The organism is Saliphagus sp. GCM10025317 (assembly GCF_042663665.1).
Taxonomy (GTDB): domain Archaea; phylum Halobacteriota; class Halobacteria; order Halobacteriales; family Natrialbaceae; genus Natronosalvus.
In genome coordinates, this window is the sequence record NZ_JBHTAQ010000007.1 from 890,964 (window position 1) to 916,223 (window position 25,260).

At 64.3% G+C, this 25,260-nt stretch carries 30 protein-coding genes and 2 pseudogenes; 16 read left to right on the forward strand and 16 right to left on the reverse strand.

The features are described 5' to 3' along the window. Positions 1-61 precede the first annotated feature (61 nt). From ACFQS4_RS18955 to purF, 4 genes are all read left to right on the forward strand, one after another. Entirely contained in the window at positions 62-472 is a 411-nt protein-coding gene (locus tag ACFQS4_RS18955; protein ID WP_500195432.1) for a nuclear transport factor 2 family protein, read from the forward strand. Between the two features lie 98 nt (positions 473-570). Continuing rightward, positions 571-1,197: a CinA family protein gene (locus ACFQS4_RS18960; RefSeq protein WP_500195434.1), complete on the forward strand. Its 627-nt coding sequence runs from the start codon at positions 571-573 to the stop codon at positions 1,195-1,197. A gap of 232 nt (positions 1,198-1,429) precedes the next feature. Further along, positions 1,430-1,915: a metal-dependent hydrolase gene (locus ACFQS4_RS18965; protein ID WP_254158077.1), complete on the forward strand. Its 486-nt coding sequence runs from the start codon at positions 1,430-1,432 to the stop codon at positions 1,913-1,915. A gap of 182 nt (positions 1,916-2,097) precedes the next feature. After that, positions 2,098-3,570: an amidophosphoribosyltransferase gene (purF, locus tag ACFQS4_RS18970; RefSeq protein WP_500196675.1), complete on the forward strand. Its 1,473-nt coding sequence runs from the start codon at positions 2,098-2,100 to the stop codon at positions 3,568-3,570. Between the two features lie 82 nt (positions 3,571-3,652). On the opposite strand, the gene ACFQS4_RS18975 is transcribed toward purF, so the two are convergent. Beyond that, entirely contained in the window at positions 3,653-4,216 is a 564-nt protein-coding gene (locus tag ACFQS4_RS18975; RefSeq protein ID WP_500195435.1) for a DUF420 domain-containing protein, read from the reverse strand. Between the two features lie 121 nt (positions 4,217-4,337). Continuing rightward, the gene (locus ACFQS4_RS18980; RefSeq protein WP_500195437.1) at positions 4,338-5,012 is read right to left on the reverse strand and encodes an HD domain-containing protein; all 675 of its coding nucleotides are present in this window, start codon (positions 5,010-5,012) and stop codon (positions 4,338-4,340) included. A gap of 159 nt (positions 5,013-5,171) precedes the next feature. Here ACFQS4_RS18980 and ACFQS4_RS18985 point away from each other — a divergent pair, with 159 nt between their 5' ends. Both ACFQS4_RS18985 and ACFQS4_RS18990 read left to right on the forward strand, forming a co-directional pair. Beyond that, positions 5,172-5,942, forward strand: a complete 771-nt coding sequence (locus tag ACFQS4_RS18985; protein WP_500195439.1) for an alanyl-tRNA editing protein — start codon at positions 5,172-5,174, stop codon at positions 5,940-5,942. A 55-nt stretch (positions 5,943-5,997) separates the two neighbouring features. Then, positions 5,998-6,402, forward strand: coding sequence for a DUF7344 domain-containing protein (locus ACFQS4_RS18990; RefSeq protein WP_500195441.1), 405 nt, complete (start codon positions 5,998-6,000; stop codon positions 6,400-6,402). 152 nt (positions 6,403-6,554) lie between these two features. Here the strand turns inward: ACFQS4_RS18990 and ACFQS4_RS18995 are convergent. The 3 genes and pseudogenes from ACFQS4_RS18995 to ACFQS4_RS19005 all read right to left on the reverse strand — a co-directional run. Then, a pseudogene (locus ACFQS4_RS18995) lies at positions 6,555-7,310 on the reverse strand (DUF7001 family protein); the annotation flags it as partial. 107 nt (positions 7,311-7,417) lie between these two features. After that, on the reverse strand, positions 7,418-8,332 hold the full coding sequence (locus tag ACFQS4_RS19000) for an NAD-dependent epimerase/dehydratase family protein (RefSeq protein ID WP_500195443.1): 915 nt from the start codon (positions 8,330-8,332) through the stop codon (positions 7,418-7,420). Between the two features lie 84 nt (positions 8,333-8,416). Further along, complete coding sequence (locus ACFQS4_RS19005) at positions 8,417-9,343, reverse strand: sulfide-dependent adenosine diphosphate thiazole synthase (protein ID WP_500195445.1); 927 nt, start codon at positions 9,341-9,343, stop codon at positions 8,417-8,419. Positions 9,344-9,524: 181 nt separating this feature from the next. Here ACFQS4_RS19005 and ACFQS4_RS19010 point away from each other — a divergent pair, with 181 nt between their 5' ends. Both ACFQS4_RS19010 and ACFQS4_RS19015 read left to right on the forward strand, forming a co-directional pair. Further along, complete coding sequence (locus tag ACFQS4_RS19010; protein ID WP_500195448.1) at positions 9,525-9,917, forward strand: FxLYD domain-containing protein; 393 nt, start codon at positions 9,525-9,527, stop codon at positions 9,915-9,917. A gap of 71 nt (positions 9,918-9,988) precedes the next feature. Then, complete coding sequence (locus ACFQS4_RS19015) at positions 9,989-11,506, forward strand: flippase (RefSeq protein WP_500195450.1); 1,518 nt, start codon at positions 9,989-9,991, stop codon at positions 11,504-11,506. A gap of 234 nt (positions 11,507-11,740) precedes the next feature. Here the strand turns inward: ACFQS4_RS19015 and ACFQS4_RS19020 are convergent, their stop codons facing one another. The 8 genes and pseudogenes from ACFQS4_RS19020 to ACFQS4_RS19055 form a co-directional block, all read right to left on the reverse strand. Continuing rightward, positions 11,741-12,004 carry a DUF7314 family protein gene (locus ACFQS4_RS19020; RefSeq protein WP_500195452.1) on the reverse strand — a complete coding sequence of 88 codons (264 nt, stop codon included), beginning with the start codon at positions 12,002-12,004 and terminating at the stop codon, positions 11,741-11,743. Further along, on the reverse strand, positions 11,997-12,413 hold the full coding sequence (locus ACFQS4_RS19025; RefSeq protein WP_500195454.1) for a DUF7315 family membrane protein: 417 nt from the start codon (positions 12,411-12,413) through the stop codon (positions 11,997-11,999). Before ACFQS4_RS19025 ends, ACFQS4_RS19020 begins: the two co-directional genes overlap by 8 nt. Before the next feature lie 142 nt (positions 12,414-12,555). Next, a complete protein-coding gene (locus ACFQS4_RS19030) occupies positions 12,556-13,329 on the reverse strand; it encodes a cytochrome b family protein (protein ID WP_500195457.1) in 774 nt (257 codons plus the stop codon). 6 nt (positions 13,330-13,335) lie between these two features. Then, entirely contained in the window at positions 13,336-14,130 is a 795-nt protein-coding gene (locus ACFQS4_RS19035) for a cytochrome b (protein ID WP_500195459.1), read from the reverse strand. Further along, on the reverse strand, positions 14,127-15,005 hold the full coding sequence (locus tag ACFQS4_RS19040; protein WP_500195463.1) for a ubiquinol-cytochrome c reductase iron-sulfur subunit: 879 nt from the start codon (positions 15,003-15,005) through the stop codon (positions 14,127-14,129). Before ACFQS4_RS19040 ends, ACFQS4_RS19035 begins: the two co-directional genes overlap by 4 nt. Positions 15,006-15,007: 2 nt before the next feature. Beyond that, entirely contained in the window at positions 15,008-15,412 is a 405-nt protein-coding gene (locus ACFQS4_RS19045; protein ID WP_500195465.1) for a DUF7318 family protein, read from the reverse strand. Between the two features lie 2 nt (positions 15,413-15,414). Further along, a complete protein-coding gene (locus tag ACFQS4_RS19050; protein WP_500195467.1) occupies positions 15,415-16,080 on the reverse strand; it encodes a plastocyanin/azurin family copper-binding protein in 666 nt (221 codons plus the stop codon). A 75-nt stretch (positions 16,081-16,155) separates the two neighbouring features. Continuing rightward, a pseudogene (locus ACFQS4_RS19055) lies at positions 16,156-17,049 on the reverse strand (DUF7319 domain-containing protein). Positions 17,050-17,133: 84 nt separating this feature from the next. Here ACFQS4_RS19055 and ACFQS4_RS19060 point away from each other — a divergent pair. The 3 genes from ACFQS4_RS19060 (at position 17,134) to ACFQS4_RS19070 (ending at position 18,883) form a co-directional block, all read left to right on the forward strand. After that, positions 17,134-17,793, forward strand: coding sequence for a helix-turn-helix domain-containing protein (locus ACFQS4_RS19060; protein ID WP_500195470.1), 660 nt, complete (start codon positions 17,134-17,136; stop codon positions 17,791-17,793). Positions 17,794-17,865: 72 nt separating this feature from the next. Next, on the forward strand, positions 17,866-18,228 hold the full coding sequence (locus tag ACFQS4_RS19065) for a DUF7344 domain-containing protein (RefSeq protein WP_500195472.1): 363 nt from the start codon (positions 17,866-17,868) through the stop codon (positions 18,226-18,228). A 169-nt stretch (positions 18,229-18,397) separates the two neighbouring features. Next, the gene (locus tag ACFQS4_RS19070) at positions 18,398-18,883 is read left to right on the forward strand and encodes a DUF7321 family protein (protein WP_500195474.1); all 486 of its coding nucleotides are present in this window, start codon (positions 18,398-18,400) and stop codon (positions 18,881-18,883) included. A gap of 17 nt (positions 18,884-18,900) precedes the next feature. On the opposite strand, the gene ACFQS4_RS19075 is transcribed toward ACFQS4_RS19070, so the two are convergent. Continuing rightward, complete coding sequence (locus ACFQS4_RS19075) at positions 18,901-19,188, reverse strand: GYD domain-containing protein (RefSeq protein WP_500195477.1); 288 nt, start codon at positions 19,186-19,188, stop codon at positions 18,901-18,903. 118 nt (positions 19,189-19,306) lie between these two features. On the opposite strand from ACFQS4_RS19075, the gene pyk reads away from it, so the two are divergent. The 5 genes from pyk to ACFQS4_RS19100 all read left to right on the forward strand — a co-directional run bounded on the left by pyk (position 19,307) and on the right by ACFQS4_RS19100 (position 24,074). Continuing rightward, positions 19,307-21,064 carry a pyruvate kinase gene (gene pyk / locus ACFQS4_RS19080; protein ID WP_500195480.1) on the forward strand — a complete coding sequence of 586 codons (1,758 nt, stop codon included), beginning with the start codon at positions 19,307-19,309 and terminating at the stop codon, positions 21,062-21,064. A gap of 68 nt (positions 21,065-21,132) precedes the next feature. Continuing rightward, positions 21,133-21,495 carry a DUF7312 domain-containing protein gene (locus tag ACFQS4_RS19085; protein ID WP_500195483.1) on the forward strand — a complete coding sequence of 121 codons (363 nt, stop codon included), beginning with the start codon at positions 21,133-21,135 and terminating at the stop codon, positions 21,493-21,495. Positions 21,496-21,545: 50 nt separating this feature from the next. Beyond that, complete coding sequence (locus tag ACFQS4_RS19090; protein ID WP_500195486.1) at positions 21,546-22,118, forward strand: NfeD family protein; 573 nt, start codon at positions 21,546-21,548, stop codon at positions 22,116-22,118. Positions 22,119-22,175: 57 nt separating this feature from the next. Then, positions 22,176-23,333: an SPFH domain-containing protein gene (locus ACFQS4_RS19095; protein WP_254158053.1), complete on the forward strand. Its 1,158-nt coding sequence runs from the start codon at positions 22,176-22,178 to the stop codon at positions 23,331-23,333. A gap of 123 nt (positions 23,334-23,456) precedes the next feature. After that, positions 23,457-24,074 (forward strand): winged helix-turn-helix transcriptional regulator, encoded by a 618-nt coding sequence (locus ACFQS4_RS19100; RefSeq protein WP_500195489.1) that lies wholly within the window; start codon positions 23,457-23,459, stop codon positions 24,072-24,074. 157 nt (positions 24,075-24,231) lie between these two features. Here the strand turns inward: ACFQS4_RS19100 and ACFQS4_RS19105 are convergent, their stop codons facing one another. Together ACFQS4_RS19105 and yjjX are read right to left on the reverse strand one after the other, a co-directional pair. Further along, positions 24,232-24,465: a DUF7123 family protein gene (locus ACFQS4_RS19105; RefSeq protein ID WP_254158051.1), complete on the reverse strand. Its 234-nt coding sequence runs from the start codon at positions 24,463-24,465 to the stop codon at positions 24,232-24,234. 270 nt (positions 24,466-24,735) lie between these two features. Further along, complete coding sequence (yjjX, locus tag ACFQS4_RS19110; protein ID WP_500195492.1) at positions 24,736-25,251, reverse strand: inosine/xanthosine triphosphatase; 516 nt, start codon at positions 25,249-25,251, stop codon at positions 24,736-24,738. Between the last annotated feature and the right edge of the window lie 9 nt (positions 25,252-25,260).

The window sequence follows — 25,260 nt, forward strand, 5'->3', positions numbered from 1 at the left end:
CGCGGTTCCGACCGGGGGCCGATGCCATAGAACCATTGCCCTCGAGTGCGTGTGATGTGCCATGCCTCCGCTGGATGACACGCCCGACGGAACTGACCCCGAGGCGCTCGTGCGCCGCTACTACGACCGCGTCGACGCCGACGACGTCGAGGGACTGCTCGAACTCTTCTCGGGGACGATTACCTACGAACGCCCTGGACAGGATCCGATCGAGGGCCTCGAGGAACTTCGAACCTTCTACGAGCGCGACCGCCCCCTTGAGGACGGGGAGCACAGCCTCGACGCCGTGATCGTCGACGGTGAGGGTGACGATGGTGGAAACGACGACGGCAACCGGGTAGCCGTTCGCGGACGGTTCTCGGGCGTCCAGGACGGCGAACCCGTTTCGTTCGGCTTCGCGGACTTCCACGAACTGAACGCCGACGGCGTAATCGAGAACCGCTGGTCGTACACGGATCGCGACACGGTCTAGCGCTCGAGTCGCCGTCCGGTTCGGACCCGAGCGACCCCTTCCCTCATCTCGACTCGTCAACCCCACTATTCACGGCAGTGGCTCCCATCTGGGAAGACATGAGCAACGCTAACGTCGATTCGGAACGACCTGCCGAATCGTCGCCGACGGATCCAGCCACCCGCACCGATTCGGCGTCTGGAGCTGTACAGTTCGAAGCGCCGCTCGACCTCGTTTCCGGAGTGGGCGAACGGCTCCGCGAGCGCGGTGACACCCTCGCCGTCGCCGAATCCTGCACCGGCGGTCTCCTCGGGGGCGCGATCACCGCGGTTCCCGGGTCTAGCGACTACTTCGACAGCGGCCACGTCGTCTACGCCTACGACGCCAAACGCCGCCACCTCGGCGTCTCCCGGGAGGCATTGGACGAACACGGCGCCGTCTCCGAACCCGTGGCCCTCGAGATGGCTCGCGGGGTGCGCGACGTCACGGATGCTACGTGGGGGCTCTCGATCACGGGCGTCGCCGGCCCGAGCGGCGGAACCGCTGAGACGCCGGTCGGGACGGTCTTCGTCGGGGTGGCCTACGCTGGCCCCTGGGGGACCGAAACCTCGTTCGCGACGGCGACGCGCCACCAGTTCGACGGCGACCGCCACGACGTTCGCATGCAGACGGTTCGAACCGCGCTCGAGCGGTTGCAGGCGGTGCTCGACTCCGACTCCGACTCCGAGTTCGAATCGACCTCGTGATTTCACTATACTTTCGATACTAATTCAATATATTATATATAGTAAGGGAGAATCACCTGGTGATATGGGCGGGATCTCGAGTGAACGGTAACGAGAACACCTGAGAGAACGGTGACCGGTACACCTGGCACCACTCGAGGCGGCTCGCAACCGGTCGAACGCGAAGGCGGCACTAACCGCTCTGACCGTCACGAAGACAGGTTTTTCTCCCTCGGCTACACAGGGCGAGTCGATGAACAAGAAAGGACACGTGCTCAACGCCGCCCTCCTGGGGATCGGGCTGGCGTACCTCCTCGAGCCAGCCGGGGACGAGACGACCTTCGCGACGGTGCTCGAGGTGGGCGTGCCCGTCACGCTCGGGGCGCTGTTCCCGGACGTGGACACGGCGTTCGGCCGCCACCGCAAGACGCTGCACAACCTGCCCATCCTGGTGGGGTTCGCCGCCTTTCCGTTCTACTTCGGCAACCTCGAGTGGGTCTGGCTCGGCATCCTGACTCACTACGTGCTCGACGTCGCCGGCAGCAAGCGCGGTATCGCCCTGTTCTACCCGGTCTGGAAGCGGGAGTTCGGTCTCCCCGTCGGCGTCGCCGTCACGAGCCGGCAGGCGGATCTGGTGACCGTCCTCGTCACGGCCGGCGAACTGCTGATCGCTGCGGCCGTCATCTACCGGGCGGACGTCTGGGCGAGCGAGACGGCACGCGCGATGCTCGGTCTATAGTCGGCTCGCGGAAACTCGACGACGGTCGGAAACTCGACGACGACGCGTACATATGCACGAACGCGCATATTCTTCCTCTCGAAATCGCGGATGCGAGCACGAACACGGGGGATTTTTATCGCCCTGGCCCGGTAGGTTCAGCCATGACTGATGGGCGGGGCGAGACACCCCGGCGAACAGGGATGACTGAGAAGTGCGGCGTCGTCGGTATCGCACTCGCAGACCGCGACGTCGCGCGCCCGCTCTACTACGGACTCTACGCGCTCCAGCACCGCGGCCAGGAGTCCGCCGGCATCGTCACCCACGACGGCTTCCAGCAACACAGCCACGTCGAACTGGGACTCGTCGGCGACGCCTTCGACGAGGCCGACCTCGAGTCGCTCGCGGGTGCGGCGGGGATCGGTCACGTTCGGTATCCCACCGCCGGGAGCATCGACACCTCCTGCGCCCAGCCGTTCTCGGTCTCGTTCAAATCGGGTTCGCTCGGACTCAGCCACAACGGCAACCTCGTCAACGCCGACGAAATTCGGGACGACCTCGCTGCACTCGGCCACGCCTTCACCTCCGACGGCGACACCGAAGTGATCGCCCACGACCTCGCGCGCAACCTGCTCGAGGAGGACCTGATCCGAGCGGTCAAGCGGACGATGCAGCGGATTCACGGCTCGTACTCGCTGACGATCATGCACGACGAGACCGTCATGGGCGTTCGCGATCCGCAGGGGAATCGCCCGCTGTGTCTCGGCGAACTCGAGGACGGCTACGTGCTGGCCTCCGAATCCGCGGCGATCGATACCCTCGGCGGCGAGTTCGTGCGCGACGTCCGACCCGGAGAACTCGTCGTCCTCGAGGAGGACGGCTCCGGGTTCGACTCCTACCAGCTGGTCGAGGCCGAGGCGACCGCTCACTGCTTCTTCGAACACGTCTACTTCGCCCGTCCGGACTCCCAGATCGACGGCACGCTGGTCTACGAGGCCCGACGCAGACTCGGGCGCAAACTCTGGGAGGAAAGCGGCGTCGAGACCGACGTCGTCATGCCGGTCCCCGACTCCGGGCGCGCGTTTGCCTCGGGGTACGCCGACGCCGCCGACGAGACGACTGCCCAGGGAGAGCCCCGGGAGGAGGACGACGACGGCGTCGAATTCGCGGAGGGCCTGATGAAGAACCGCTACGTCGGCCGGACGTTCATCATGCCGACCCAGGACGAGCGCGAGCGCGCCGTGCGACTCAAACTCAACCCGATCACCTCGACTGTCGAGGGCAAGACCGTCACCCTCATCGACGACTCAATCGTCCGCGGGACAACCTCGAACCAGCTCGTCGAACTTCTGAAGAACTCTGGGGCTGAGGAGGTCCACATGCGCATCGGCGCGCCACCGATCGTCGCCCCCTGTTACATGGGGATCAACATGGCGACCCGCGAGGAACTCATCGCCTCTGACAAGACGATCCCCGAAATCGGCGACACCATCGGTGCCGACAGCCTCGCGTACCTCTCGCCAGACGCCGTCGCCGAGGTGCTCGAGACCGACCGGGACGACCTCTGTCTGGGCTGTGTCACCGGCGAGTACCCCTACGACATCGACGGTGAAGCGACCGACCGCGACGTGACCCGCCCGCAGATCGGGCAGGTGACGGCCGACGCGGACGACTGATCGGGCGGCTGTACTCGAGTCGCACTGTTGTGTCGGGTGTCGGTCTCGAGTGAAGCTGGTGTGCGCGTTCGTCGGGCACCGGTCAGTAGATCACGTGCAACAACACGTAGACGACGACGCCGAGGCTGAACGAGACGAGCCAGAGCGCCGCGGCGACTCGCCCGACACGTGCGTGAGCGGTTCGCCGAAGCTCCGGCACGCTGTGGCTCGCCGCGAGCAACAGGACGTAGTAAAGCAAGGGAATGCAAACGATCGCCAGCAGGATGTGGATCGCCAGGACGGGCAGGTAGACGTACAGTCGGATCGCGTCCGAGCCCGGAAACGGCTGGGAGCCGCCGAGGACCACCAGCCGGTACAGGTACAGGACGAGAAAGGTCGCGAACAGCACGGCCGAGGCCATCATCAACAGGCGGTGGCGGTCGACGTTCCCGCGTCTGATCGCGCGCCACCCCGTCGTGATCGTCACGATGGCGGTCAGGCTCACGAGGACGTTCACCGTGGGAATCGCCTCGAGGAGCCACGCGGGCGGCCGCGGAACGGCCGACTGTGGAATCACGCCGCCAGCGGCGCCGAACACGAGCGCCAGGGAAACGAGTGAGAGCAGGGCCGTCAGGTGGGGAACCCGATCTCGAGCAACGGCAGTCATAGTCGGGACTCTGGCCCGAATCCCCAAATCGCTACCGTTCGCACGGCGGTGACGGGACGCACGGCTGGCGACGGGCGATATCGATCACAGACCGAGGCCGAGAGCAGGGGCCAGCTATCGGCTACTCGCCCAGCGCCGCAATCTCGTCCTCGAGCCACTCACGGAACCACTTCACGCGCTTGAGTCGACGGTGGGCGATCGAGTCGGCGGTGTCGCTCCGGACGCGCGAGGCGGCGTCGAGGCCGCGCTCGAGAACCCGGTCGACCATCTCGTCGGCGTCCATGTGCGTCCGCGCCTCGTAACCCATCCGCAACAGCATCAGCGCCGTCCCGTTGGCACCGATCTTGTCGAGCAGGTCGGCCTCGATGACGCACTGACTCTCCATCGAGAGGTCGGTCACGTCCCCCTGGTAGGAGTGATACTCGATGGCGCGGGTAACCTGGGCGATGAACGACTCCGGGTACTCGCCCTGGGCCTCGAGGTACTCGCGGGCGACGCGAGCGCCGGCCTCGGCGTGGAGTTCCTGGTCGGTCTCGAGTTTCGCGACGTCGTGAAACAGCGCGGCGACGCGCGTGACGTCGACGTCGGCGCCCTCCTCCTCGGCGATTTCGGTCGCCAGGTCGACGACGTTGAGGATGTGGTTGTGACGGTACTCGGCGGAGTGCCAGGGGTACCACCGCATCCGGCCGCCCTCGTCTTCCTTCTCGACGCTAGCGGCGAGGTACTCGAAGACGAACTGTTTCATGGCCTCGAACTCGGCGTCGGTGACCGTGGTCTCGGTTATCTCGACACCCACGATAGATCCCTCCGCAATATACGAACGATAGTCATTACACGAACATTAGCGTGATTCACTCTTTAGCCTTTGGTTCGGGGCGATGGACAGACGTTGGGTTTTTGTCTCTATCGACGACACTCGCCAGCATATATCTCCCTCGAGCCCCTGGGCTCGCCTATGACCGACCTCCTGTATCTCGAGGACTCGAGCGTCCGAACGTTCGACGCCTCCGTCGAACGGGTCCTCGAGGACGGCCGCGTCGTCCTCGATCGAACGCACTTCTACCCCGAAGGTGGGGGTCAGCCGGCAGATACGGGGACTCTCCGCGTCGATTCCGACGGAGAGGCGCTCGAGTGGCCCGTCGCTGACGTCCAGAAACGCGACACGGTGTACCACGCCCTGAATCTCGAGACGGGTACGGATTCGACGGACGGGCCAATCGCGGACGTCCTCGAGCCTGGAACGACCGTAACCGGCGAACTCGACTGGGATCGACGGTTCGCGCACATGCGCTATCACACGGCCCAGCACCTCCTCTCGGCGTACCTACTGGACGCCTACGACGCGCCGACGACGGGCAACCAGCTCTACGCCGACCGGGCCCGCCTCGACTGCGCGTACGAGCGCTTCCAGGACGACGACCTCGCGACGATCGAGGCGGCCATCAACGACCTGATCGCCGACGACCTCCCTGTTCGCTGGTACGAACTCGAGCGCGACGTCGCTGAAGCCGACCTGGACCTCGAACGCACGCGCATCGATCTCCTGCCCGACAGTATCACGGAGATCCGAATCGTCGAGATCGGAGACGCGGACGACCCCCTCGACCGGGTCGCGTGCGCCGGCACGCACGTCCAGTCGACCGCGGAGCTCGGCACGCTCGAGATCACCGGCCGCGAAACTGCTGGGAGCGGTGAGGAACGCGTCAGGTTTCGGCTCCTCGAGTAGCTACCCAAATATTTTTGGCGAAATTACTGAGGTGGAGAGGGTCCCGGTAGTAGTTATGTCAACCGCACGAACACCGTCGGTGGAGGCGGTCTTCGAGGCGCTTTCGGACGCCCGTCGCCGGTACGTAATGTCGCTGCTGCTGACCCGTCCGCGGATGGGCGTCGAGGAACTCTGCGACGAGGTCGTCGGCTGGGAGCGAGCGGGGGCCGACGGCGCCGTCGTGCGAGACTCGATGATCACCGTTTCGCTAGTGCACAATCACTTGCCGAAACTCGACGACCTGGGGCTTATCGACTACGACGCCGAGAACGGACGCGTCGTTCGACCTGACCTCGACCTCGAGACTCGGCGCATCGTCGAGCGAGCGATCGAACTGGACGAGTCGGTACCGGTGGCACCCGCCTCGCCGGTCGGCAGCGATTACCGTCCGGAGTCGTCGCTCGCGCTCGACGACGAGTGATCGCTCGAGCGGGTGCGAGCGCGACCGCGAGCGACGGTATTCGCGACTGAATCCGCGCCGTCGCCCGCATCTTTGTCAGTATCCGCATTCACGCCCGCACCATCGACCGCGTCCGCCTCAGCGCCACCATCCGCCTTAGCGTCCCCATCCGCGTAAACCGCGGCGTGGTCGGCGCAAAACGCCGTCCCTGATAGCTGAGCCCGAACGACGCCCTCGTGGGTGTGGGCGTTGTACAGCCGACAGGTCGGCTCCGCACAGAACGGCTCGCCAGTCTCGAGGTAGTGGACGGCCTGGAGCACGTACCCGCAAATCGTGTCGGTCGTCCGGGGGTCGTCCTCGAGGAGGAACTCGTCCGCGACGTCGCGCTCGAGAATCTCTCTCGGCGGCACGTCGCCCGAAACCAGCGCCCGACGCTGTTGTTCCTGGTAGTACGATTTGGGTTTGGCCGGCGCCTCGTACAGTCCAGGAATCGAGACGAGCGCCGGCTGACCGGGAACCGTCACCCGCTTGTGCCAGCGTCCGTCGTGGTCGCCCCACGTCGCGAGTGCTCGGTCCAGAAGGACGACGTGGGCCCACTCGAGTCCTCCCTCGTCGGCCGGCAATTCCCGGTTGAGAGCGCGAGCGATCTGCGCGCCGTCGTAGAGCACGCCGCCTTCCCGCTCGGGATGCTCGAGGGTGCGCTTCTCGTAGCGAACGGTTCCGAGCATCGTGTTTCCCGTCTCTCGCTCGCGCGGCCCTCGAATTCGGGCAGCCGCGAACCGCTCTGCCAACTCGTCGCCGCCAACGTCGTTCAGAAACCGTTCTCGTACCGTTATCGACGCCTCGAGTCGCGGCTCGAGCCACGCGGCGACGGCGTCGGCGTCGACGACGGTGGTCGGTGCGCGATAGATGGCGACGTGCTCGACCATGGTACGACGTAGTGGTACCATCAGGTGTAACCGTTGTGGTCGATCCTCGAACGGGCCGAGATATGAAGGTCATCGGGCGGACCGAGATACGAACCTGATCGCGTCGCTCACTCCAGAAACAGCGGCCCCGGCACCTGCTCGAGTTCGGCGTCCTCCCACGTGTGCTCGGGCCGCCAGTCGAGTTCCCGCCTTGCCTTCTCGGTACTGAACGCCGACTGGTCCTCCTCGAGGGCACAGGAGTCGGGCAGGTCGCCGAAGACCGTCTCGATCACCTCGGCGGTCGGACGGCCGAGGAAGTTGTTCTCGGCCGCTGCGAGGTACGCCTCGTGGCTCCCACGGTCGTGTCCGTCGAGTCCGGCCTCGGGGTCCGCCTCGAGCACCGCTCGAACGATCGAGACGACGTCGCGAACGTCGACGTACGACCAGAAGTTGCCGTTCGGGTCCGCCGTCTCCGGATCGAACGTCTCCCGGCCCCGGGCCGTCTGCTGGCTTCCCGGATACGTGATCCATGAGGGTCGGATCGACGTCACCGAGATGCCGTATTTGCGGGCGGTCGCCGCGGCGAGGTCCTCGCCGACGAGTTTCGACGTGGCGTAAGGATCCTCCGGCCGCAGCGGGTGGTCCTCGTCGATCGGGAAGTACTCGGGGAGCCACGGTTCGTCCGCGAAGACCGATCCGTAGATGCTCTCGCTCGAGGCCCAGACGACGTCCGCACCGACTCGGCCCGCGGCCTGGAAGACGTGGTAGGTGCTCTCGACGTTCGTCAGAAACGTCTCGGCTCCCGGTTTGATCCCGTTACGCGGAATCGCGGCGAAGTGGACCACGGCGTCGGGTTCGTACGTCTGAAGAAGTTCCCACGTCTGGCCCTGCTCCCTGAGATCGGCCTCGAGGAACGTGACGTTTTCGCGGGCCCGTGGCGGACGCTCGAGGTCGACGCCGACGACGTCGTGGCCGTCTCGCGCGAGGTCCTCGACGATCCAGCTACCGGCGCCGCCGGTCGCGCCGGTGACGATGACGGTCATATCGACCGTTTCTCGAGCGGCCCCTAAATGCTGTAGCTTTCGGCGCTGATCACCGGCTCCGGAACGAGGCGGTGACTGACCGTCTCAGTCGTCCGCGGGAACTCGACTCGTCAGTTCCACCGGGTCGGCGTCGACCTCGAGCTCATCGAGGGCGACCTGGGCGGCGCGTTTGCCGGAGACGAGCATGGCACCGAAGGTCGGGCCCATTCGGGGCAGGCCGTAGGCGGTCGCGGTCGCCATACCCGTCGCGATGAGTCCGTCGTGGACGAGGCCGGTGTGTTCGACGACGGCGTCCTCGCTCTTGCCGACCCACATCGAGTCGTGGCCGGGCGAGTCGTGGCCGGGGGCGCCGTAGGTATCGCCGTCGGTCTGGTCCATCACCGTGCCGCGCTCCCGGGCGTCCCGAATACCGGGCGCGTCGAGGACGCCGCGCTCGTCCAGTTTGGTGATCGCCATCGCGTCGTGGCCCGTCGCGTCGATCACCAGGTCCGCCTCGACGGCGATGGGGTCGACGCAGGTAATCTCGCGGGGCAGAGCGTGGACCGGCGTCCAGTTCATCACGATACCAGCGACGCGGTGATCCTCGCGGATAACGATGTCCGTGAACTCCGTCATGTTCTGCATCTTGGCGCCTGCGTCACAGGCGGCCTTGATCAGCGCGGAGCAGGCGTGGGGGCCGTTGGCGACGTACAGCCCCTCGGTGTCGGCCGCCGGCTTGTACTCGACGTCCAGTTCCTCGAGCACCCGCTGTGCGGGGGAGCGGACGGTGACCTTGTTCATCAGGAAGCCGCCGAGCCAGAACCCACCACCGAGGTAGTTGTTCTTCTCGACGACCATCGTCTTCACGCCGCGCTCGGCGAGTTCCTTCGCGGCGGTCAGCCCGGAGGGGCCGCCACCGACGATGATGACGTCCGAATCGGAGAAGTCCATGAACTCCTCGGTCCACTCCTGTCCAATCGCTCGGGTTACGTCTGCTTCGCCAACGTCACTGAACGGTTCGAACTCGCTCATATTCACAGGTGGTACGACCAGGTAGTAAAACGTATCGAATCGGCTCGAGCGCACACCAGTCGCCGCAAAGCCGCTCGTTCGACTCGAGACCTCCCACGACGGGCGGTCGGCGTCGTTCACTCGACGCGGCCGTTCCCGAAGGCTGAAGAGTCGACCCGTCGAACTGGTAGCTGACTCGCGTATGAAACGCCGCGCGCTCCTCGCGTCGACCGCCCTCGCCTCGCTGTCCCTCTCGGGGTGTCTCGACCTCCTGACGGACAGCGGTGAGGACATCCTCGAGCCGACGGATCTGGTGGTCGTCTGGTCGGACCTCCTCCGGGAGAACCCCTGGACCGACGAGGAGAGCGTCTCTGTCTGGGGACTCATCCGCAACGAGGGGGAACGTGAACCGACCTACGTCGAGATTCGGGCGACGTTCTTCGACGCTGACGGCGAGGAACTCGACACCGTCATCGAACACATCGACGACACGACGGAGGGAACCGATTGGCCGTTCGAAGTGGAGTTTCCGCACTTCGGCGAGGCGGCCAGAGAGGTCGCCAGCTACGAACTCGAACCAGCGACGAGCGTCTGAGCGGGTATCTGTGACCGACCCGAGCCGAATCGCCAACCCAGCAGTCGACTCAATACACGACTCTCGAGGACATGACCGAACACGATTCAGGGGTTTCCACGCTGGCGAAACAGGGGAGTATCACGTTCGTCGGGAACGTACTCAACGGCGTCCTCGCGTTCGCCATCGTGATGCTGATGACGCGGTTCGTCAGCCCCTCTGTCTACGGACTGTGGGTGCTCGCGACGTCGGTCATCCTCTTCATGCAGGTGTTCGCGAACCTCGGATTACCCCTGGCGATCGATTACTTCGTCCCCCAGTACCTCGAGGCGGACGAACCCGGGAAGGCAAAAGGCGTCATCGTGCAGGTGACGGCGACCGTCCTGGTCACGTCGTCGCTGGTCGCGCTCGCCCTCGCGATGACGGCCGAACAGTTCGGCGTCTTCTTCCGAGAGCCCTCGCTCGAGGTCGCACTCCTGTTGCTGGCGGTGACGATTCCGATGCTCGCGATGTACAACGTCCTGCTCAAGTCCTTCTACAGCATCAAGAAGCTCCAGTACCGGGTCGTGATGCGCGACATCGTGCGCCCGGTGGTTCGGTTCGTCGTCACTGCAGCACTCCTCTTAACCGGCTTCGGGTTACTCGGACTCGCAGGCGGCTACGTGGTCGGTCTCTTCGTGTGCATCGTGGTCGGTGCCCTCCTCTTTATCTACCGCGCCTGGGAGATCATGTCGGCATCGTTCGAACCCGTCGCGCCGGGGCCGATGATTCGTTACTCGGTGCCACTGGCCATGACGAGCGTCGTCTTCGTCCTGATGGGCCACGTCGATTACTTCGTCCTCGGGTACTTCCTCGACTCGGGCGAGGTCGGCATCTACCGCGTCGGCTACATGCTCGGCTCCGGGTTGATGATCATCTTCAATTCCCTCTCGCCCGTGTTCAAACCACTCATCGCCGAAACGCGAGACGACACCGCCCTCGTCCAGGAGCGCTTTCGTGTCGCCGCTCGCTGGATCGCGGGTATCACCCTCCCGTTCGCGATCATCATCTCCCTCGGCGCAGAAGCGTTTCTCTCCGTGATGTACACGCCACAGTACGGCGAAGCCAGCGCCGTCGTCGCCCTCCTCGCGATGGCCTTCCTGTTCAACGTCACCTTCGGCGGCCCTGACGGCACCCTCCTGCAGGGGATGGGCTACTCCCGCATCGTCTTCGCCAATACTCTCGCGCTCTTTGGCACCAACCTCGTCGTCTCGTTCCTCCTCGTTCCGATTTACGGCATCAACGGGGCCGCCATCGGATCGGCGTCCGCGCTCGTGGTCGTCGGCCTCCTGACCCTGGGCGAACTCCACGTCGTAGACGGCATCCACCCCTTCACTCGAGACTTCGGTACCGTCGTGTTCGCGGGGATCCCGGCCGCTTTCGCCGGGCTTCCGATCGTCCTCCTCGTCGACTCGCACCTCGTCGTCGTCGCCACGCTCCCGCTCGTGGTTCTCTTCGTATACGTGGCCACCCTCGTCGTCACTGATGCGTTCACGGACAAGGACATCCAGCTCGCCAACGAGTTCGGGTTCAATCTCCGATCCTGGTTACCGAGACGCGGCGAACAGTGACGGGTGATGGCCGTGACCGCTCGAACTGATTCGTCTCGAGCTATTGTCTAATCTATTGACTCGAGCCAGCGGCTCCGATCCACTGACTCGAGCCACTGACTTTCAGCACCGACTCGAGTCACCACGAGTACCAGCGTAACCGTCGGTAGACCGTCCTCGAGAACGCAGACCCTCGATGGACAGATGAACAGAAAACCGAGCGGGAGCCGGAAAAAGATGCGATGAGAGGGGCGTTCAGTTGTTCTCGGCGTAGTGGGTTCGTACGCGACGGCCGGCCGGGATGAGCGCCCAGAACGTGACCGCGCCCAGGATGCCGAAGTAGAACGCCGCTTCCTTGACGACCAGTGCCAGCGTCGTGTACGTACCGGGGTCTTCGGGGTTCGGTCCGACGAGCTGGGTGTCGTAGAACGACGGTGTGTTGTACCAGCCGGCGAACGTCATCCATATCAGTATTCCGAGGGACAGGATCACGAAGCCCTTGACGAATTCGTCAGCCATTATGTGGTCCTTCGTCGGCGTCGTCTTTAGCGTTTCCCATTCCCGCCGTCCGAAATCGCGTCGAGAACGCGTAGGCTCCGGCCCCGCCCGCGATCAACGCCACGCCGAGCAACGCCAGCCCGATGCTCACGTCCGAGGCCGCCGCCTGGGCTCGATCGGTCGCGACGTCGAGCACGATGAACCCGCCGAGAATGCCGATTACCGCCAGGAGCGTCGAGAAGACGGTGACAGTCTTGTACAACCGCATGGGAACGACGACCTCGCGCTGGCCCGAGGCGCCGACTCGAGGTCCTTCGGCGTCGTCATCGCTTTCGCTCTCGACTTTACCCCGATCATCGGGGCCACCCTCGCGCTGTCCCGTCCGTGCCTCTTCCGCCGGCGGGTCTGACCCCGATTCTGAGCCGCTCATAGTCAGGCTACGCGGCGACGGAAAATGAGTACTGTGACTTCACTCCATTACGTCTCGAGTCGAGCGGCTCGACTGGATGGGTAACACGCGGCTGGTTGGACAACACAGCGAACGACGAAAATAACAGTCCGTACGCGACGACCTACCGCGGCGGTCGTAATCGGTAGTACCGCTTGTTGAGGTTGTACATGTACCCCTCCCGCATCGTCTTCAACACCGCGTAGGTGAGGATGGCGCCGATGACGGGCAGGAAGAACGCCATGTCGAACGTGATGTGAACGTCCCAGGGGAACATGGCCTCGATCGGTAGGAGCGACAGCGTGAACGCGAAGATGACGCCGCCGACGCCGATCGACGCCCAGAACGGCTCCTCGACGGGCCGCCGGGCGCTCCCCTTGTTCAGGAACGGAAGGATTGCGATCGCGCCGAAGACGGCGCCGTTCGCCAGCACGCCGTAGAGCTGGTCGGACATGATCTTCTCGCCACCAGCGAGCGCCAGTTCGGGGTTCAGCGACTCGAGGTGCAGCAGGCCGAACGACCAGTAGAGGTACCAGTCGGGCAGGATGACCGACGGCGTTTCAGCCGGATTCGCTGGACTCTCGATCGTCGGCGGCAACAGCGCCGCGAGGAACAGCAACATACCGACGAAGAAACTCGCGAGTGCGAGGTTTCGGATCGTCTCGTGGGGCCAGGCGGGGAAGCCGAGCACGTCACGCTCGATGTAACTCGACTCCTGGCGGAGGTCCTGGTCCTCCCGGCGGGCCCGCTCGAAGTACTCGTAGGTGAGCCGCGAGAGCCCGGTCGTTCGCTCTTTGCGTTCGCTCCAGGTCGGCACCTCGTCGTCGGGGGCGACGATGCCGGTGCCGCTTCCGTCGGTTCGGACGTCGTCGTTTGCGTCGGTGTCTGTATCAGTCATGGTGGATCAGTGTGGTTCGGCGATGCCCTGCACCCAGACGATGCCGATGTGAAGCGCGATGAGCGCCGTGACGACGAACGGCAACACGAACACGTGCAGGATGTACATCCGTTGGAGCGTCGGTTGTCCCAGGCTGAGACCACCGAACAACAGGTTCGCGGCCCACTCGCCGACGATGGGGACCGAAATCGCCATCTCGACGCCGATCTGTCCCGCCCAGAACGCGAGCTGGTTCCAGGGCAGGAGGTAGCCGGTGTACCCGAAGAGCACGGTCAGTGCTAAGAGTACGACGCCGAGCAGCCAGTTGACCTCTCGGGGTTCCTTGTACGCGCCCGTGAAGTAGACGCGTAGCATGTGCAAGAAGACCGCGGCGACCATCACCTGGGCCGCCCAGCGGTGGATGCTCCGGAGCATGAACCCGAAGTTGAGATCTGCCATGATTGACTCGATCGTCTGGTAGGCAACCGGCGTCTCGCCGGCCGTCGACGGGGAGTAGTAAAAGCCCAGTAACGCGCCACTCAGTGCGGCGACGATGTACGCGAGCAGTGAAAACGAACCGAGTGCGTAGAGCGGATACCAGTACCAGAACTTGTTGTCCAGGTTGTACTGCTCGGTGTGGCTCTTTGGCATCTGGAGGTTGATCTTGTAGTACATGTCCTCCAGCAACTCGAGGTAGTCGACGAGACGGAGCCGTCGGTCGAGCCAGATCAGCATCGTCAGGTAGGACTTTTCGATGAGTGAGAGGTCCTTCTCGGCGAGCCACGCGTCGTGATCATGTTCGTCCTTGCGCTCCAGGCTCATTCATCATCACCCGCCGGTCGCGGGAGCGCCACGAACTGCTGTTCGATGATGTTGAAGGGTTTGTAGACGGAGTTGTGGCAGTTGCAGTAGATTTCGTTCGCGGCGCCGAACGCCGCTGCGTCGTCGAGCGTTCGGTAACCCGGCGCACAGCAGAAGTGCGTACACTTGTTGACGTAGCCGAGGTAGCGCCCGCCGTCTTCGTCCTCGGGGCAGGACGCTTCGACCCACTCGCGGGTGGCGTCGTCCATGCTGTCGACGTCGAGTTGATCCGTCTTGATCACCAGAATGGGAACAGTCTGTTCCGGGGGAACGTTCTGTGATCGCCAGGTTCCCGTCGCGGGTTTGCCCTGGCCCGGTTCACCGATGTCGTTGGTCCACTCGTCGTAGTCCTCGAAATGTTCGGTGAGCATCGGGTCGCCGTTCTCGACGTCCGACATCCAGTCGTAGGAGCCGGCGTCGTAGCGAAGGACCTGATCCTCGCCATCGGCGTCGGGTTTGATCCCGCCGAACGTCTGAACGCCGCAGTACTGGTACCACTCGGTCGTGTACTCGATGCCGCCGAGTTCCATGCTCGCTTCGGTGAATTCGCTCCCGTCGGGGAGGGTTTGCGTTTCCGGCTCGGGCCAGATTCCGAGTAACTGCCCATCGTCGTCGATCTCGATGGGAATCTGTGGAAGTCCGCGGGGGGCCGGACCGGCGGTTCGTTCCGCGCCGAAGTAGTTGACGAATCCACCGCCGCCGCTCGAGGGGGCGGTCGCGCTGGAGACGGCGACCGCGCCGGTCGTCAGCATGCCGGAGAGCACGGAGCCACCGACGACGCCCTTGACGAAGCGGCGACGATCGGATTCGACTGGATATTTGTCGTCGTTAGCCATTGTTATCGTTTGTAGTAGGGGTAGATTGCGCGTTTGATCGTGTCCCATGCACCGGCTTCGTCGGAAAGCGACTGCCCTTCGACGTCCGACTCGCGGACGTAGAGGTCCTCCCACTTGCGACGGCGCTTTTTGACGATCATCACGTCGGGCAGGAACTCCTTGCGGTACAGCAGGAGGATGAACCCGAGGTTGAGGAAGATCGCCGACAGCAAGAAGCCGAGGAGCGTATTCCCGACGCCAGCGTCGAGTCCGGCGACCCCCCAGTTTGCCGAGAGGCCGTACACGAACAGCGAGACGAAGATGATCTGGACGAACGTCAACAGGACGATCGCGATTGCCGCGGCGGTACTCTCGCGCGCGGGTTCGTAGCGGTGAATGTCGCCGTACGTACTTCCTGACGATGACATGGTTATTTCCTCCCTGGACTGCTGGTGTTGGCCGATTCACCGTACTTCAGCAGGTAGAACGTGAACGTGAGGGCGATGAAAATCGCGAAGAACGACGCGACCCCGACGAAGTGCTTCTGGATCGGGACGCCGAGTTCGTGGATGTCGACGTCGGCGGTCGCCGGGCCTCCGCCGCCTGCGTCCGAGGTCACTTCGATGGAGCCCGTCATTCCGACGCTCACGTGGGGGTCACAGACGTACTCGTAGGTGCCCTCAGTCTCGAACGTGTGTTCGTAGGTCCCTTCGGCCTGGAGGTCCGTCTGGCCTTCCCAGTTCGCGTCCTCGGGCTGGCTTCCGGGGTTGATGTTGTGCTGGTTGGAGCCGACCCACTCCCAGGTGACGGTCGTCCCGGGCTCGATGGTTAACTCTGCGGGAACGAACTCGTTGTCGTCGACTTCGACGGTTTCGGTGCCGCCGCCTCCACCGCCGCCGGCTGACTCGTTGCCACCGTCACCGGACGACTCGTTACCGCCTCCGCCGGCTTCGGTGTCGTTTCCTTCGCCACCGTCACCTGTTTCGGTGTCGTTACCGTCCTCTTCTTCCTGGGCTACGACGGGTGTCGCAGCAGTGGCGGCTACGGCACCCCCGGACACGCCGCTGGCCGCTACCATAAACTCCCGCCTCTTCATACAGTGTGGACTCAGGAACGTGTTCGCTTAAACCCACCGATGCAGACGCTGACCGTGCCCCGCGGTATCGTGGGGTTACTCCTCGAGCGGCGACCGATTTCGGGGTGGTGCGTCGCGCTCGAAGGCCTCGTCGTCGATGGGGAGAAACGAGGGTCGGTCCCCGGAGCCGATCGTTCGCAGGCGCGATTCGTACGCTTCGGTCCGGAATCGATCCGAGAGTCGGGCGTTCGCCACCATCAAGAACAGCACGAGCGAGATGACGACGAGCACGATGCCCACGACGCCGAGGATGAGCTAGGACTGGAGCCCCTGCACGAGCCAGATCCCGATCGCGATGACCCCAATGACGAGCTGTGCAATCGCGAGCAACTGGAGCATCCAGTTGCCGAGTTCGCTGTGTTCGCCTTCGAGGTCGGCGGGCTCGGGGAGGTGCCAGTCAGCGGGCGGTTCCTCGACGTCGTAGCTCTCCATCGAGCACAGGGCGACCGTGGGTTTGACGTCGCGAACGACCGTTCCGCGACCCTCGACGGTCCCGTCCGGGAAGATAATCGCGTAGTCGGTGTCGGAATAGGCCACGAGACTTCGTCGGCCGTCGACGACGGCGTACTCGAGCATCGCGAACACCTCCCGGTAGGCGATTCGGGTTTTGAGCTCCCGTTCGACGCGCTCGAGGAGCTCGTCGCCGGTGATCCAGGTGTCTGCGTCGAAGGCGACGTCCCACTCCTCCGGACTTATCTCGGCCATGTCGGCCTCGCTAAAGTTCTCGAAGTCGTACTTCGCCTCGACCTGCCGGCGGAGATCCTCGACTGACTGGTCGTCGTCTTCCGTAGCCGAAGCGTCGGCCGACGGCTCGGTCGTTCGGCCGGCGGGCGGTTCGTCCGAAGCGTCGGTCATCGTTCGACGATGGGACCCGTAGCCGCATAAGCGCCGCGACGTTCGCTGACAGCAATGGTGGTGCCGCCGAGTCATCTCTGACCGGGGGTGATAGACAGAGCAGGGACGTGGTATCAGGCAACATCAATACGTACGTGGCCGTGATACCGTCGGCTAGCAATGAGCGTCACGCTGGAGTTTACCGTCGAGAACGACCAGTTCACCCTCGGGCAGGTGCTGTCCGGGCCGCCGTCGATGCGCATCGAACTCGAGCGGATCGTGCCCACGGGAACCTCCGCAATGCCGTTTCTGTGGGTGTCAGGTGAGGACTACGCCTCGTTCGAGGAGAAGGTCGTCTCGCACCGCTTCGTCGAGGACATCATCGCCATCGACCGCGTCGAGAACGCGGTTCTGTACCGCGTCACGTGGCACGACGATCACACCGACCTGATCCGGGGGATCACGGACGCACAGGGGACGGTGTTACAGGCTTTCAGCAACGGCGGCTGGGAGTTCCACGTTCGATTTCCGGACCACGACAAACTCTCGCAGTTTCACAACTACACCACCGACAGCGGCATCTCTATCCACATCAACCGAACCTACACGGTCACCGAGCGAACCGAAAGCGTCCACCAGTTCGGCCTCTCCGACGAGCAACGTGAAGCCCTCGTCCTCGGACTCCGTCGCGGGTACTTCGACACGCCGAGCGAGGCGAGCCTGGACGAACTCGCCGACGAACTCGGCATCTCCCAGCAGGCCGTCTCCAATCGCGTTCGTCGGGGCACGAAGCAAGTGCTCAGTGAGATATTACTCTCGACTGCGGCCGACTTCGACTGATCCCCGTCTTAAGAGGGTTGTCTCAACAATAATGACTCCTTTCTCCATGGATCAAATACGGCTAGCTAGGCCATGTCGAGACCAACCCTCGAGGACGAGTTCGACCCCGAGACAATCGACGATCTGCAATCCATACTCTCGAACGGGTACACCCGTGGAGTGGTAGACTACTTCCACCGCTGCACCGACGACGTCGCCTCGCTCGATGATCTCGCCGACTACATCGTCGACGGCCAGTTCGACTGCGCGGCGGAATCGTCGCGAGATGCCGAGATCTACCTGCACCACGCCGGACTCCCGAAATTAGCCGACGTCGGTCTCCTCGAGTACGACGAGCGGAGCAACCACGTCAGACGGCGGGACCATCCTGTGCTCGAGGCTTCCAGGGCGTTCCACGAGTCCACCGAGTGCGACGAGAACGCCGGCGTGGCGTGATGGCGATTTCGATTCGCGAGGCGACGTTTCACACCCGGTGAACGCACGTTTCGTTCACGAAGGTCGGAATCGACCTCCCTCTCGAGGGCCCTGAATCCGACGAGTCAACCCCGTCCGCGCCCCGGAACGCTTTCGCTTCGTTTATTCGTTCACCCTCCCGACATCCAGTATGGTCTCTGAGCTGGCGACGGCCACCGTCGCGCTCGTGATGGTCACCGCCAGTTTCCCCTTCTATCTCTACGGCGCCTGGATCATGATCGACACGGAAATCGTCACCTGGGACGTCCTGGTCTACCACCTGAAGGTCATCGCCGTGGGCCTGACCTTGAACACGATTCCCGTCCTCCTCTGGATGGCGCCGCGGGTGCTCGAGCAGATAAGCGGGCTGGCGGCCGTGCACGCGTTCTTCGGGCTCCAGGCGTACGCGATGTTACTCGTCGCACTGACTGGGATCGTTCGCATCCTCCAGGTCAAACTCACCCACGACCTCTACGGCAATCCCGACCAGGACGTCGACCTCGACGATCTCCACGAGCACATGGGTGCCTGGCGACGGCGACTTCGCGTGGGCGTCTTCGGCTACGTGTTCTTCTGGCTGGTGGCGTACCTGCTCGGGGTGGTTCGCTATCTCCTCCGATACGAAGTGTTCCGGTGACCAGGGGCGGCGCGTACTCAGATCTCGTCGACGATCGACGCGAAGTCGTCGGTATCGAGAATCTCCATCGTCTCGCAGTCCAGTCCGTGGCGGTGGAGAGTCAGTGCCGCCGTAAACGCCTTCTCGTGGTCCGGTACCTCGAAGATGACCAGAAAGTCGTGACTCCCGAGGACGGCGTAGGAATCTCTGAGCTCGGCGTTGTGTTCCTCGAACTCCGACTGCATCTCCCCCCAGATCGATGCGAGTTCCTGTGCGTTCTGGACGTCGCGGTCGCCGACGTCGACGAACGATGCATAGAGCGGCATGTGTCCGACAACTTTGTCACGGAAGAAAATCGTTTGGCAGGCAGGTGCCACCGCGACCGCCCCGTCGAACGTCGTCCAGGACGCACCTTTTTTCACAGCGCTCGGCCAACTGACGGCCATGCGAAACGCGAAAATCGTCTGTACCCTGGGGCCGGCGACGAACAGTCGCTCGGCTATCCGGGAGCTCTCGGAGGCGGGAATGGCCGTCGCCCGATTGAACGCCAGCCACGGGTCGCTCGAGGACCGCGCGGAGTTGATCGACCGGGTTCGACGCGTCGACGAGGCGACGCCGAACCCCGTCGCCGTGATGCTCGACACGAAGGGACCGGAGATCCGGACGGCGCCGCTCCCTGGCGGAGAGACGGTGACCCTCGAGACCGGGAGCGAGATTCGGTTCGTCGAAGGGACGAACGCCTCCGCCGAAGAAGTCGGCCTGTCCGTGCCGCTCACCAGCGTCGAACCCGGCGACCGAATCCTGCTGGACGACGGGTTGATCGAGACGACCGTCACCGGGGTCGACGGGGAGGCGGTCCTCGCCCGCGTCGAGACCGGCGGCGAACTCGGCGGGCGAAGGGGAGTCAACCTGCCTGGCGTCGCCCTCGACCTCGACGTCGTCACCGAGAAGGATCGCCGTGACCTCGAGTTGGCCGCCGAGAAGGAAGTCGACTTCGTCGCGGCGAGTTTCGTCCGCGACGCCGACGACGTCTACGAGGTCAGCGAGACTCTCGAGTCCTTCGGGGCCGAGATTCCGATCATCTCGAAGATCGAACGCGCGGGTGCCGTCGAGAATCTCGACGAGATCATCGAGGCCTCCTACGGGATCATGGTCGCCCGCGGGGACCTGGGCGTCGAGTGTCCGATGGAGGACGTCCCGATGATCCAGAAGCGAATCATCCGGAAGGCCAGGGAGGCGGGACGGCCGGTCATCACGGCGACGGAGATGCTCGACTCGATGGTCCACTCCCGCCGACCGACGCGAGCGGAGGCCTCCGACGTAGCGAACGCGGTCCTCGACGGGACCGACGCGGTCATGCTCTCGGCCGAAACTGCCGTTGGCGACCACCCGACGGCCGTCGTCGAGGCCATGGACAGCATCATTCGCCAGGTCGAACGCTCGGGGGAGTACGCCGAACTGCTCGAGCAGCGCGTGCCGACCGCCGGCGAGGCCCGGACGGACGCGCTGGCGCGCTCGGCGCGATACCTGGCGCGTGACATTGGCGCCGACGCCGTCGTCGCGGCGACCGAATCCGGCTACACGGCACTGAAGACGGCGAAGTACCGGCCCGGCGTCCCCGTGGTCGCCTCGACGCCGAGCCACCGCGTCCGGCGCCAACTCGCGCTCTCCTGGGGCGTGACGCCGCTCTACGCCAGCGTCTCGGACCAGGGGGCCGACGCCGTCGTCTCGCGGGCGGTTCAGGCGGCCCTCGACGCCGGAGTAGCCGAGAGCGGCGACACCGTCGTCGTCCTCTGTGGCATGATGACCGAACTCGAGGGCGCGAACACGACGAACATGATGAAGGTCCACGTCGCCGCTGACGCCCTCGAGACGGGCCGCGTGGTCGTCGACGGTCGCGCGACGGGACCGATCGCCCGCGTCACGGACGGTGACCTCGCAGCGATTCCCGACGGCGCGATCATCGCCCTCTCTGCGGACTTCGACGCCGAGTTCACCGGCGACGTCGGGAAGATCGGCGGCATCGTCGACGCCAGGCCAGGCATGACGGGGTATCCGGCACTCATCGCGCGCGAGACCGGCGTCCCGATGGTGAGCGACGCCGACGTCACCGACCTCGAGGACGGGCGGACGGTGACGATCGACGGCGAGCGCGGCGTCGTCTACGACGGCGACGTTCGCGGTCGACCGTCGCGGGACTAGGCGGATCGAGTCGAGGACGACGAAGCGTCGAACCGCGGCTTTTTGCCTGCCGCGACCGAAGACGAGGTATGGACGACAGGGACTCGGATCGCGGCTCGGACCGTGCGAGCGAGCGGACCGAGCGCGCGCAGGCCGAACCCGACGGACTGGAGCGACGAAGTGACGCAGACGACGAATACGAAGCCGGGGTCGATGACGATCAAGAAGACGCGTGGGGCCGCATCCCTATCTCAGACCCAACATCACGACGCCAGCGAGCCGAGGACGACGGTCCCGCCGCCCCCGACGATCCGTCCGCTTCCGAACCCGAACCGAACAACCAGCCGGTCCGATCGGGCGATCCGTCCCTCGAGGGCGCCGTCTTCGTGCTGCTCGGGGCGATCGCCATGGTGCTCGTGATGGTGAGACTCGGCTCGATCTTCGCCATCTGAGTGGCCGGCCGCGGTAAACCTTTAATCGGACTGAGACCTAACCCTCACGCATGGTCGAATTCCTCGTCGACAATCTCCCCGTGGTGCTCCTGGCGGCCGGGCTCGGATTGATGGTGCTCGAGGCGATCTCCCCGGGCGCACACCTCATCGTCATCGGCGTCGCCCTCGCTGGCGCAGGTCTCGTCGGGATGCTTCTCCCCCTGACGCTCAGCCCGTTCGTCCTCGTCGCGCTGACGCTGGTCATCGGTGTGATCGCGACTTACGTCTACCGCGAGTTCGACTTTTACGGTGGGAAGGGAACGGCCCAGACCCGCGACTCGGATTCGCTCGCGGGGTCGACCGGCTACGTCACCAAGACGGTCACGAACCGGAGCGGCGAGGTCAAACTCGAGGACGGCGGGTTTGCCCCGTACTACTCCGCGCGATCACACGACGGGACGATCGAGGAGGGCGAGGAGATTATCGTCCTGGATCCCGGCGGCGGGAACGTCCTGACCGTGGCGTCGCTCGAGGCGCTCGAGACTGACAGCATCGACCGAGAATTGGCCAGGGAAGCCAGGCGGGCGGACGCCGAAAACGCCTCGTCTCGAGATACCGTCTCCGAGACGGAAGGGTCGGGCTGAGAGAAATGTTAGCGAAATAAGGGAACGCTTTTAGTCCCACCGACATAAGTTCCGCGTATGGTTCCGGAGCTGATACTCGCACAAGCGGCAACGGTTGGGCTCTTCATCGGTGCCCTCCTCCTGATCGTGGTCCTCGCGGCGCTCCTGAGTGCCATCGAGATCGTCAACGCGTACGAAAAGCGCGCGCTGACGGTCTTCGGGGAATACCGAAAACTGCTCGAGCCCGGTATCAACGTGATTCCGCCGTTCGTCTCCCAGACGTACACGTTCGACATGCGGACCCAGACGCTCGACGTCCCTCGCCAGGAGGCGATCACGCGCGACAACTCGCCGGTGACCGCCGACGCCGTCGTCTACATCCGCGTGATGGACGCCAAAAAGGCGTTCCTCGAGGTCGACAACTACAAGACCGCCGTCTCGAACCTCGCCCAGACCACCCTGCGGGCCGTGCTGGGTGACATGGAACTCGACGAGACGCTGAACAAGCGCCAGGCGATCAACGCGCGCATCCGTACGGAACTCGACGAACCCACCGACGAGTGGGGGATCCGCGTCGAGTCCGTCGAGGTCCGCGAGGTCAACCCCTCGAAGGACGTCCAGCGCGCGATGGAACAACAGACTTCCGCCGAGCGGAAACGCCGTGCCATGATTCTCGAGGCGCAGGGTGAACGCCGGAGCGCCGTCGAGAAGGCCGAAGGTGACAAACAGAGCCAGATCATCCGCGCACAGGGTGAAAAGCAGAGTCAGATCCTCGAGGCCCAGGGTGACTCCATTTCGACCGTCCTTCGTGCCCGCTCGGCCGAGTCGATGGGCGAGCGCGCCGTCATCGACAAGGGGCTGGAGACGCTCGCGGAGATCGGTCAGAGCGACTCGACGACGTTCGTCCTGCCTCAGGAACTGTCCTCGATGGTCGGGCGCTACGGCAAGCACCTCACCGGCAGTGACGTGAAAGCCGACGGCGAGAGCCTCGATAGCCTCGAGTTCGACGAGGAGACGCGCGAACTCATCGGCCTCGACGACATCGCGGAGATCATCGGCGAGATCGACCAGGAAGCCGAGATGGACCTCGAGGCGATGGAACAGCAGGCCCAGGCGATCAAAGAAGGGAAGGACACCGGGACGATCGCGGAGACCGAGACCGAGGAGAGCATCGGCGGAATCGACAAGGACTTCGACTCCTCGAGCGAGGAGCCGACCTCGCCGGAAAACGACTGAGTCGAAGGACCTGCCTCGTCTGGCGGCAGACGTGAGTCAGTGTGGTCACCGCTCGATTTTCTCTACACGCGGTGGAGCGAAACGCGTTTTACCCTCCGCCGCTTTTCAAACGATACGCAGCACATGACAGGGTCCGATGGGGTCGACGAGAAGAAACGAGCCACGCTTCGGCGGTTCGCCGCCGTCGGCGCGGCCTCGCCGCTCACGCGGTTTTCGGAGTCAGCCGCCGCCGACACGGGCGAGAGCGACGCCCGAGACGCCATCGTCGGCTACCTCTCGACGACCCCCGGTGCACACTTCTCGAAGATCAGGGACGACCTCCAGCTCGGAACCGGCGAGACCCAGCACCACCTGCGCCGACTCGAGGAACTCGACCTCGTCGAATCCTACAGCGACGGCGACTACAAGCGGTTCGTCCCCGCCGCCCGGTTCGACGGCTTCGAGAAGAACGCCCTCGGGTATCTCCGGCGAGCGACCCCCCGAGGCATGCTCGTCGAACTCCTCTCGAACCCAGACGCGACGGCGAGCGATCTGGCGGCCGCCCTCGAGGTGTCCCCGCCGACGGTGAGCAAGTACGCGGGCGAACTCGAGGAGGCCGGTTTGCTCTCTCGGGAAGACGGGTACGCGGTCGAACGACCCGAAACCGTCCTGTTGTTGCTCGTTCGCTACGCCGATTCGTTCGGCGAGCGAGCGGTGACACTGGCGCGGGACGCGGACGCGTTGATCAGCTACGACGGGTAGCCTGGTCGGAGCTATGGCTCGAGGCAGGTATCGGCGGGTCAGTTTCGGTTTTGATTTCGATTTCCAAATGTGCTCAATGCAACGAGCCACGCCGCTATCGAGCACGTGAGATGTAAACGACGTGGCGAGAATTTCGATCTCTTGCTACCGAGCCCGGTTACAGGAGCACTTTCCAGGTCGTACTCGAGGAGTAGCCCCACTTCTCGATCTCGATGTCGTAATCGCCGTCCTGAATCGCTGTGATGTTCGCGCCAACTTCCTTCGCGGTCATCCCGAGTTCCTCGCCGATCAGTCGGGACTTGAAGTACGTCTTGGTCGTGGCGCGTTCGCGGAGGTACCGCAGGATACGGGTTTGTTTGCTCGTGAGGTCGGCGGCGACTGCTGTGCTCATACTGCACCCGAGTACCGGTGTCGACTTAGGGGGTTTGGTACACCCGGTTAACCCGTTGCAGTCTATCGGTTTTTGGGTCGGTAAACCGGCCACTACTCCACCCGGCGGTCGCTCTTGGTACGGCCGGTTAATACGTTCTTTTACGCGACGATCACTGGTAATTGAACGATACCCGCGTTTGCGAACGGGAGCGTCCGTCGTCGAGTTAGTCGACAAACGATTCAAACAGACCGAGACGACGCGAGCGTCGGGTAATCGTGGCTTATCCGACTACTCGTAGTACGGCGTCACAAACGGCCCCGCGGCACAGGAGACGGCGGCCGCGAGTGCCGTCGTTCGGTCGGTCAACCCGTCGGTGAGCGCGCCGGCGGCACCGTCGGTTTCGGCGATGTTGGTCGTTCCCAGCAGGTCGTTCATCACGGGTCCGAGTTCGGCACCCTGCTCGAGGCGTTCGGCGACGGTGGTCGGAAGTCGAAGGCTGGGCCCGCTCCCGAGACCGTCCCGTTCGCCATCCGTGACGGCCGCCCACATGATCAGGTACAGGCCGTCGGCCCCGTCGATTCGGGCGACACCGCCCTCCAGGCCGACGCCCCAGTCGGCGTCGGATCGCTCGAGGGCGCGCTTCGCTCGCGTTTTCGCGCCGGTCACGGTTTCACGCTGGCCGGTCGGCTGTTCGGCTACGCCGGAGTCGACGGCGATGCCGACGACGGACGGGTCGTACCGCTCGAGAGCGCGTTCGGTAGCCTGGACTTTGACCGGGTTCGTGCTGCCCACGGCGACGTGCATCGGTTCGAG